This window comes from Methanomicrobiales archaeon (assembly GCA_030019205.1).
Taxonomy (GTDB): Archaea; Halobacteriota; Methanomicrobia; order Methanomicrobiales; family JACTUA01; genus JASEFH01.
This window is the reverse complement of sequence record JASEFH010000002.1, coordinates 207,120-215,479: the sequence shown is the minus strand read 5'-3', so window position 1 is coordinate 215,479 and position 8,360 is coordinate 207,120. Positions and strand designations below refer to the sequence as shown.

The 8,360-nt window shown below is 62.1% G+C and carries 10 protein-coding genes; 3 read left to right on the top strand and 7 right to left on the bottom strand.

Annotated elements, in window-relative coordinates:
* Both QMC96_02565 and fdhD read left to right on the top strand, forming a co-directional pair.
* Positions 1 to 456 (top strand): TIGR00268 family protein (locus QMC96_02565; GenBank protein ID MDI6875639.1); only part of this gene is annotated, 456 nt, incomplete at its 5' end.
* Positions 446 to 1,216: a formate dehydrogenase accessory sulfurtransferase FdhD gene (gene fdhD / locus QMC96_02560; protein MDI6875638.1), complete on the top strand. Its 771-nt coding sequence runs from the start codon at positions 446 to 448 to the stop codon at positions 1,214 to 1,216. The genes QMC96_02565 and fdhD, both read left to right, overlap by 11 nt.
* 58 nt (positions 1,217 to 1,274) lie before the next feature.
* Here the strand turns inward: fdhD and QMC96_02555 are convergent, their stop codons facing one another.
* Genes QMC96_02555 through QMC96_02545 form a run of 3 tightly spaced genes read right to left on the bottom strand, consistent with a single transcriptional unit; the run spans position 1,275 to position 3,774 of the window.
* On the bottom strand, positions 1,275 to 2,270 hold the full coding sequence (locus QMC96_02555; protein MDI6875637.1) for a radical SAM protein: 996 nt from the start codon (positions 2,268 to 2,270) through the stop codon (positions 1,275 to 1,277).
* Between the two features lie 22 nt (positions 2,271 to 2,292).
* A complete protein-coding gene (locus tag QMC96_02550) occupies positions 2,293 to 2,637 on the bottom strand; it encodes a hypothetical protein (protein ID MDI6875636.1) in 345 nt (114 codons plus the stop codon).
* A gap of 21 nt (positions 2,638 to 2,658) precedes the next feature.
* Complete coding sequence (locus tag QMC96_02545) at positions 2,659 to 3,774, bottom strand: SufD family Fe-S cluster assembly protein (GenBank protein ID MDI6875635.1); 1,116 nt, start codon at positions 3,772 to 3,774, stop codon at positions 2,659 to 2,661.
* 237 nt (positions 3,775 to 4,011) lie between these two features.
* Here QMC96_02545 and nadA point away from each other — a divergent pair, with 237 nt between their 5' ends.
* Positions 4,012 to 4,920 (top strand): quinolinate synthase NadA, encoded by a 909-nt coding sequence (gene nadA / locus QMC96_02540; GenBank protein MDI6875634.1) that lies wholly within the window; start codon positions 4,012 to 4,014, stop codon positions 4,918 to 4,920.
* A gap of 86 nt (positions 4,921 to 5,006) precedes the next feature.
* Here nadA and QMC96_02535 read toward each other — a convergent pair whose 3' ends face one another.
* The 4 genes from QMC96_02535 to QMC96_02520 all read right to left on the bottom strand — a co-directional run bounded on the left by QMC96_02535 (position 5,007) and on the right by QMC96_02520 (position 8,357).
* Entirely contained in the window at positions 5,007 to 5,951 is a 945-nt protein-coding gene (locus tag QMC96_02535; protein MDI6875633.1) for an ABC transporter substrate-binding protein, read from the bottom strand.
* A gap of 469 nt (positions 5,952 to 6,420) precedes the next feature.
* Entirely contained in the window at positions 6,421 to 7,605 is a 1,185-nt protein-coding gene (thiI, locus tag QMC96_02530) for a tRNA uracil 4-sulfurtransferase ThiI (protein MDI6875632.1), read from the bottom strand.
* A complete protein-coding gene (locus QMC96_02525) occupies positions 7,606 to 7,890 on the bottom strand; it encodes a DUF1894 domain-containing protein (protein ID MDI6875631.1) in 285 nt (94 codons plus the stop codon). It lies immediately after the preceding gene.
* Positions 7,869 to 8,357 (bottom strand): DUF1890 domain-containing protein, encoded by a 489-nt coding sequence (locus QMC96_02520; GenBank protein ID MDI6875630.1) that lies wholly within the window; start codon positions 8,355 to 8,357, stop codon positions 7,869 to 7,871. The genes QMC96_02525 and QMC96_02520 overlap by 22 nt, the downstream gene beginning before the upstream one ends.
* Positions 8,358 to 8,360: the final 3 nt, after the last annotated feature.

The window sequence follows — 8,360 nt, the reverse complement described above, 5'->3', positions numbered from 1 at the left end:
CACCGCCCCGGGATCGCCGCCTGCGACGAGGATGGGATCTGCCACCCGTTCGTCGAGGCGGGCATATCGAAGGAGGATATCCGCCGCATCGCACGGGAGAGGAACCTGCCGTTCTGGGACATGCCCTCCAGCGCCTGCCTGGCCTCCCGAATCCCCTATGGAGAAGAGATTACCGCGGAGAAGCTGGAGCGGATCGAGGCTGCCGAAGAGTTCCTCCGGGATCACGGCTTTGGGCAGGTGCGGGTGCGGGTCCACGGCCCCCTGGCGCGGATCGAGGTGGAGCCCGCTGCGATGGAGAGGTTGTTTGCGATGCGGGCCGAGGTTGTGCGGGCCTTCGAGGACCTGGGGTTCGTCTACGTCACGCTGGATCTGCGGGGATTCCGCAGCGGCAGCATGGATGCGGTGCACTCCCCTCGCGCATCTGCGGAAACCGGAGATCGGCAGAATGCAGCGTGAGTTCCCGATCATAAGGGTGAACGACGGCCAATTCACCGCTGGCATTCACACCGTCGTCGAGGAGACGCCGTTGACGGTGAACGTCAACGGGCGGACTGCCGTGACCGCCATGGTGAGCCCGAACGAGATCGAGGAGTTCGTTGTGGGATTCCTCTACACAGAGCGGATCATCGAGGGGATAGATGACATCGAATCCATGAAAGTGGAGAAGAACATCGTGAACGTGCTCACGAAGAACCTGTTCAAGGCGATCGGCGCGAAGAAGATCGTCCTATCGGGGTGCGGTGGGATCTCCTCGCCCTTTGATCTCCAGAGACTCCCGAGAATAACGTCCGCATTTGCAGTATCCGCTGCCTCTATAGCGGAGGGGATGAAGCAGCTCCTGACTGAAGATTCCGGGATCCACAAGATGACAGGAGGGGTCCATGCTGTGGGTTTGTCGCGAGGGGACGGCCTGATCATCAGATCGCAGGACATCGGGCGGCACAATGCCTTCGACAAAGTGATCGGCCGTGCCCTGCGGGAGGGCATCGATCTCTCCCGCAGCTTCGCCCTCACCTCGGGGAGGATCTCTTCCGAGATGGTGCGCAAATGCCTGGTGGCAGGCATCCCGATCATCGCATCCCGGGGGGCGACGACCAGCCTCGCGATCGAGACGGCGGAGAGAACAGGGCTCTGCGTGATCGGGTTCGTCCGGGCGGGGAAGATGAACATCTACACGCACCCGGAACATATCGAGGGTGCATTAGCGCACCAATAACCTGATCAGCCTCCCTCGTAAGACTGCCAGCGCACGCTGATGACCTGCGCTGTTTCGGTCATACATCGCGGTGCGGCGTGATATCGCACCCGGTGCAGGGGAGACACATGGTCTCTGCGCGATCCGCCCGCAGGCCATGGCGCTCAAGGGCCTCTTTCGCCATCCGCGAGAGCCGCAACATCCGCTCCGGGCACGGGCGGTCCACGGCGATCTCGCCGGCCCGGAGGGGCGATGCCGTGATCGGGCGCAGGATCGGTATCACACCCATTTCGGCAAGAACCGTCACGCCCTCCCGGACGCAGGCGTCGTCCTCGCCGAGACCGATGATGAAGTTCGAGGCGACACGGCCCCTTCCGAAGATGGGCACCGCCTTCGCAAGAGATTCCAGGATAAAGCGGTGGTCCAGCCCCGGGCAGATACGGGAGAAGAGCGCGTGATCCATGGTCTCGACGTTGTACTTGATCTCGGTGGCTCCTGCGGCGAAGAGGTCCTCACTGGACCTCCAGGTGGGGTAGATCGAGACCCCGATGGGGAGGTCGTACTCCCGCGCGAGCGCTTTCACCACCTCCACCGCTCGCTCCGCCTCGAGGTAGGGGGAGTCCGCGACACCGCTCGTCAGGGCGATCGCCTCGAGTTCCCCCGTGGCGGCGGCAGCTTCCACCATCCGCAGAACTGTCGGAATGTCTTTCAGCGGTCCCTGGATCTTCGGGACCGGGCAGAAGCGGCAGTTATAGATGCAGCGTTCGGAGAGGGTGATATACGCCTGCCTCGGGCAGTGGCAGAGCGGCTGCTCCAGGATGCCCCGCGTGATGAGGCGCCCGCCCCGGACCACGGCAACGCCGTCTCCATCCCGGATCACCTTGATCGGCGAGTTCGGGTTGATGGACAGGCGGACTCTCCGGGCTCCGGATCGGACGAAGAAGGACTCGCCCCCGGCACCCGGCCCGGCGGTCGCCGCCGTCTTCAACTCCTCTCCGAGGAGCGAAGCATCGATATCCGCACTTCCGATGCTGATGAGTTCTGCCTTCTCTTCGGCGGTCATGTCGTGTGGCATCGTCCACCTCTTCCGGGGGTGGTCAGGAGCACTCCCCGGACTGTTCGTAGATCTCGAGAATCCGCTCGGCGAGGACCCGGGAGAGGCGCTTCGCGACGATCCCGAGGAAGATCTCCGCATACGCGGGGGGAACGCAGGAGAGGCTCTCGGATCCATCCTGGACCAGGTCGACGAGGTAGCGGAGGTCTTCGGTGTCCAGGCGCCCGAGGCGATCCTCAAAATCGTTCGCATCGCTGGCGTAGTGGTTCGCCAGCGGCGGCAGGATCGAGCGGTACGCAGCACCGGAGCCGGAGCAGATCGTATCCGAGCACTCCGGGGCAAGTCCCTTCAGGATGCCCCAGTCCTTCTCCGACAGGGTCCGTGCCATGCGAATCTCCCCTAGCTTCCTTCAGAAACCCTTCTCCGCGGCATCGATCGTGGCATCGATCTGCTTCTGGAGCGCATCGGGCAGCCCCTTTATCTTCACATCCAGAAATCCGCGGACGATGGTCGCCGTTGCCGCCTCCTCGCTCAGCCCCCGCGCCTCCAGGTATTCGATCGCATCCTGTGCAATCCTGCCCACGGCGGCCTCGTGAGAGAGCTCGGTCCCGACGACGGAGCCCTCGATCTCCGGGATGGCGTCGATCGTGCCGTCTTTTAAAATCAATCCCTTGCACTCCAGGTGCCCGCGGGTGCCCGCGACCTTCCCGGCGATGTTGCCGCGGGATATGATGGTCCCTCCCTGGGTGATGGCGCGGGTGATGAGTTCTGCACTGGCTCCTCTCGCCTCCAGGATCGCCCGGGAGCCGACATCCAGCGTGGAACCGGGGAATCCGACGATCATGCTGCTGAAGCGTGCCACTGCGTTCTCCCCGGCGAGCCGGGCCGTCGGGTACATCTGGACCTTCCGAACGGGTTTCATGCAGACGTAGTTCGAGATGAAGACCCCGTTCTCCTCCACGACGGCGGCACTCCGGGGATAGACGTCGATCCCCTCTCCCCAGGTATGGATCATCGTGAAGCTGATCTGCGCGTTCTTCCCCACGTAGAACTCGCTGATCCCGTAATGCGCTCCACCCTCTCCCGTCTGCGCCCCGCTCACGCACCCGGAGATGATGTGCAGCTCGGCCCCTTCTTCGGCGATCAGGATGTTGTGCACGTGCTGGATCTGGGTCTTTCCAAGGTAGAGGCAGGCCTGGACGGGCAGGATATTCTTGCTCCCTTTGCGGGCGATGATGACATACCCGGCCGGCTTCTCCTGCGCCGCCACGTACCGGGTGTATTCGTCCTTGTCCGCGGGGACCACCTTCCAGGCGTAGTCCTTCAGCCAGTCGTACTTCTTGAGGGCATCCCCGATAGAGAGCACCTCGATCCCTTCTTCGGCGCAGGTCGCATGCAGAATATCCTGGTTGGTCTGCAGGTAGCTGCCGCAGCGGTTCGCTCCTTCCACCTCTATTCCCGACTGTAGCAACCGTTCTACATCCTCTTTCGAAAAGGCCTGTCTGTCTCTTACTTCTGCTGCCATTAACGCTCCCCCGAATTATCCCTGGAACTTCAGCTGCACTCTTAATATCTTTATAGCGGCACCCCTTCGGAAGATAGTTGAATCCACGGGACGTTTGTCCTGAATCCAGCGCATCCACGCTCAGCCGCCCGGATACTTCACGATCGAGAACATGCTTATTAACAATTGTGAACATATATAAGTATCGTACACCCTTCTCTCCTCACGGGGAGTGCGACAGAGGTGCAACAGAGACGAATGGCAGAAGAACCGGGTATTCAGGAAAGAATCCTGCAGCTGAAGGAAGAGCGGAGCGCCATCATCCTGGCGCACAACTACCAGCTACCGGAGGTCCAGGATATCGCCGACCTGGTCGGGGATTCCCTGGAGCTCTCGCGGGCCGCCGCATCCCTGGAGGGCGAGGTGATCGTCTTCTGCGGTGTGGACTTCATGGCCGAGACGGCCGCCATCCTCTCTCCGGAGAAGAAGGTGCTCCTCCCCGCCCCGGATGCCTGCTGCCCGATGGCGGAGATGATCACCGCCGGCGAGGTGCGGGTGCTGCAGGAGCGGTTCCCGGACGCCGCGGTGGTCTGCTACGTGAATACGACCGCCGGGGTGAAGGCCGAGAGCGATATCTGCTGCACCTCTGCAAATGCCGTGAAGGTGGTGGAGTCCGTGGAGGCGGATCGGGTCCTGTTCATCCCCGACCATAACCTGGGCCGCTACGTGGCGCGGTTCACGGAGAAGGAGATCCTCCCCTGGGAAGGGTTCTGCATCGTCCATGACCGTTTTACACCCGAAGAAGTTCAGGAAGCGCGGAGGCTTCACCCCGATGCGGAGGTGCTGGTGCACCCCGAGTGCCGCCCCGAGGTGATTGACCTCGCGGATCACGTCTTCAGCACGTCCGGTATCCTGCGGCATGCCTGCTCGGGGCGGGCGGAGGAGTACGTCATCGGCACCGAAGTGGGCATCCTCCACCGCATCCGCAAACTGTGCCCCGAGAGACAGTATTATCCCCTATCGCCCCGAGCTGTCTGCGTCAATATGAAAAAGACCGATCTTGTAAAGGTCCACAATGCCCTTCTCGCCCTCCAGCCCCGGGTCACCGTTCCAGAAGATACAGCCATGCGGGCCCGGGTGGCGATCGAGAGGATGCTGGAAATTTGACAGGATAAAAACGTCTTGATGCGACACGATCCCCCTGCACCCGTGACAAGAGGCAATGATTGGCTGCTGTATTGCCGCTCTGCCTTCTAAGGAGCGCTCCCCACCCGGGCTTCTGCCCCCGCATGGATGCCATCGTCGTAGTGGTAGGGGGCGGGGTGCACCTCCCGGATGATCGACGGCTCGAAGATCTCCTCGTCCTCCAGGAGGCGGGATGTATACCCGAGACGATGGAGTGCGCGCATGAACTTCATCGTCGATCCGATGTACTCCAGGGGCAGGGCGGCACAGTATTTGGGGGAGATGCGGTAGGCCTCCAGCACGAACGCCGCGTCCACCATCCGGACCTCTTTCGCGACGATGCGGGCGCAGGCGGCGGGATCGCTCCGAATCATCTCGCATGCCGCCTCGTGGGAGAGCAGGAACCTCTTCAGGAGATCATCCCGCCCGAGCATCTCCTGCCGTACCAGGATGCCGTAGCTTGGGTTAAAGGGCCAGAGCCGGTCCGGAGGAATGACAATCTTGGCTCCGGTGTAGAGTCTGGCGGCAGCGGCGATCTCGCCCCGCTCGATGGCATCCGGGAGGAAGTCCGCCCACGGGTAGTTGCGCACGCTGATCGCGATATTTTCATACCGATCCAGCAGGTCGCGGACGATGACATCGTGAATGGACCCCCTGGGCGGAGTTCCGATCACGCCCCCGGCGAACTGTTCCAGGAACTCTCCCGTCCCCGCATACTCGGACAGGGATTGAACCCCCTTTCCCGCTATCAGGAGCGTGCCTTCGATATGGCCGCCGGCGATGCATCGGATCGAGAGTCCGCGATCGATGCCGATCATGGCCGGCGGGAGACCGATGTATCCGACGTCGACCGCACCCTCGTGCATCGCAGCGATGACGTCCGGCCCGGAGGGATAGAGCGTCCAGCGTGCATCGATGCCCTGGTCGCTGAGGGTCGGCGTGCTCCGAAGAAGGAACGATGTATGGTACACTGTCGAGAGGTGGCCAATCCGGATCATGCGATCCCGGTCCATGTGCAACTCGATCGGTGTGGTCGTTTATAAAGAAATCTCCGGCTCCTGCACGTGCCATGAAGAGATCTCTGAATGGGGATCCGGCAGCAAGATTGTACCGAGCCCCGGGTTGCAGCGCTCTGCAGACAAACCCTCGCGGCGCATTTTTGCACCTAACCCATGGTATTCTATCGGTTACAGTGGTCTGGATCCTCCCCTCCCCGCGGCCCTTTCAGGGCCGCCCCCTCCCCTCTCCGAGGGGAGGGGACTAGTGCGATTGGCCCATATGGGACTGTGAATCGCGATAACAGAGATGCCTCTCTATATCAGGGTTATCGCATGGAGAAGCGGGGAGCGGGAGGGGCGAGGTCTCTGGTCCCAGAGCATGCTCTCCCTTATTCTGGAATACCGGCAGTGCCGGTTGCACCCCCTCCTCCCTCTCTCTCGAAGGGCGACAAGAGCAGATCGTTGCTGCCGGACCCACCAAGTGTCAGATCGGAGCCGCTCCTCCGATGCTCTCCTGGATCCTCCTCTCGATTCTCCGGATCCGATCGACATCCGCCCGTGTCGCGGGTTTTGCCGGGACCGCCCGGCAGCCGGTCGTGCGGATCGTGGATGGCTCGTAGGTCCCGATCTCCCGTGCGATCCGCACGATATCCTCCTTATCGAAACCGATCAGGGGGCGGTACAGCGGTATCGTTGCGGCATCGGAGAGAACCTCGAGGTTATCAAGCGTCTGGGAGGCGACCTGGCCCAGCGACTCCCCGGTCACGATACCCTTCGCCCCGATGGCGCGGGCGCGCTCTTCCGCCAGGCGGTACATCCTCCGCTTGCAGATGAGACATATGTAGCGTTCCAGCCCCTCCCGCACCAGCTCCGCCCTTGCAGCCTGCAGGTAGTCATCCTGGATCACGGCGAGCTCGATATCCGGCTGGTACTCCTGCAGCCGCTCTATCACCCGCTCCACACGGCCAAGGGCGGTCTCGTCCAGGAATCCCGTGAGGCCGATGTAGAGGGGAACGATGCGGCACCCTCTCTTCATCATCATCCACGCCGCCACCGGGGAGTCGATCCCCCCAGACATCAGCACGACGAGGGTTCCCTCCACGCCGAGCGGTATCCCGCCCGGCCCGCGGATACGCTGGGTGTACACATAGCAGCGGTCGCCCCGGATCTCCACGGAGATCTCTTTCTCGGGATGCATCAGGTCCACGTGGATTTGGGGATACTGGCGGGAGATGCAATCCCCCAGATCGGCGGCTAGCTCTTGGGAGGTGAACGGATGCGTTCCCGTACGCCGGACGCGAACGGCAAAGGATGCAGCCGCATCCAGGCGGGCATGAGCGCCTGCCCGGAGCACCGTCCCGTGGAGTTCTGAAAGAGTACAGGAGAGGCAGGGCGAGAAGGAGGTGATTCCCGGGACCTTTTTAAGCTTCTTCGGGTCGACCCTCCCCGAGAGCCAGATCCGCCCCCGCTCCCGCTCCGCACGAACGCCGGGGAGGACCTGCAGGATGTTCGTGACCAGGACCTTTTCCCACTGCCGCCGCACCGGCTCCGATTTAAGAGCTATTTCCGAGTACCGCACCATCCAGAGCCATTCCAGGCCGGACCGCTCCTCCGGTTGTTCCGGTCCGGTTTCGTCCGTGGAGATGCTGCCATCGAGAGACGCGGGCATTTACGTCGGTTTTCGTCGCTGGGTCTTCAACCTCGCCACCTCGACCGGATCCTCGATCCGGAGGAGGAACGTCCCGTAGCAGGGCTTCGTGAAGGGAAAGACGATAAAGTCCTGTTCGATCCCGACGGCGATCGGGGGCACGCCGATGATGTGCTTGTCGTAGATCCTGTAGCCGGGTTCAACGTAGTAGATCTCCGTATAGTGCTTCTCCACATACTCCCGGCACTCCCTGAAGGTGGCTCCGCTGAGGAGGATCTCCTTTTTCATCTCGTCGATGCAGGCCACCTGAACACCTCGTCGATCTTCCTCCGCAGCCCGGAGGGATTGTGCACCGCCTTCTCCACGATCGTCTCGGAGGGAAAGTCGATCTGTCCGCCCAGGTTCTCGGCATTTCTGCCGAATACTACCGTGACGAGGCGGGAGGGCAGGATATGGTGCATCGTCGCCGCGTAGGAGATGCCGGCGTCGTTATGGGCAAAGACCACGCAGAGATCGTAGCGCTGCTTCTTCTCGACGATACCCTCGATGCAGCGGTCGAGATCGATCAGTCTCCTGACGTAGTGCTTCTGCGGATCCGATACGCGGAGCAGATTGAGTACGGATGGGTTCCCTGCCACGCTGACATTCCAACCCTCTCTGTTCAGCAGATGGGCGAGGTAGAGGGCAATACCCATCTGCACCGGTACTTCGGGGCAACCCATCAGCAGGAGAGCGGTGCCCTTCTCTTCATCATAATTCTCTTGATCTGTCATAGT

Bases quoted from the DNA above. Each gene is read 5' to 3' on its own strand.
- QMC96_02550 (MDI6875636.1), bottom strand. From the start codon at position 2,637: ATGGCACGGACCCTGTCGGAGAAGGACTGGGGCATCCTGAAGGGACTT.
- QMC96_02545 (MDI6875635.1), bottom strand. From the start codon at position 3,774: ATGGCAGCAGAAGTAAGAGACAGACAGGCCTTTTCGAAAGAGGATGTA.
- fdhD (MDI6875638.1), top strand. From the start codon at position 446: ATGCAGCGTGAGTTCCCGATCATAAGGGTGAACGACGGCCAATTCACC.
- QMC96_02535 (MDI6875633.1), bottom strand. From the start codon at position 5,951: ATGGACCGGGATCGCATGATCCGGATTGGCCACCTCTCGACAGTGTAC.
- QMC96_02555 (MDI6875637.1), bottom strand. From the start codon at position 2,270: ATGCCACACGACATGACCGCCGAAGAGAAGGCAGAACTCATCAGCATC.
- QMC96_02520 (MDI6875630.1), bottom strand. From the start codon at position 8,357: ATGACAGATCAAGAGAATTATGATGAAGAGAAGGGCACCGCTCTCCTG.
- nadA (MDI6875634.1), top strand. From the start codon at position 4,012: ATGGCAGAAGAACCGGGTATTCAGGAAAGAATCCTGCAGCTGAAGGAA.
- thiI (MDI6875632.1), bottom strand. From the start codon at position 7,605: ATGCCCGCGTCTCTCGATGGCAGCATCTCCACGGACGAAACCGGACCG.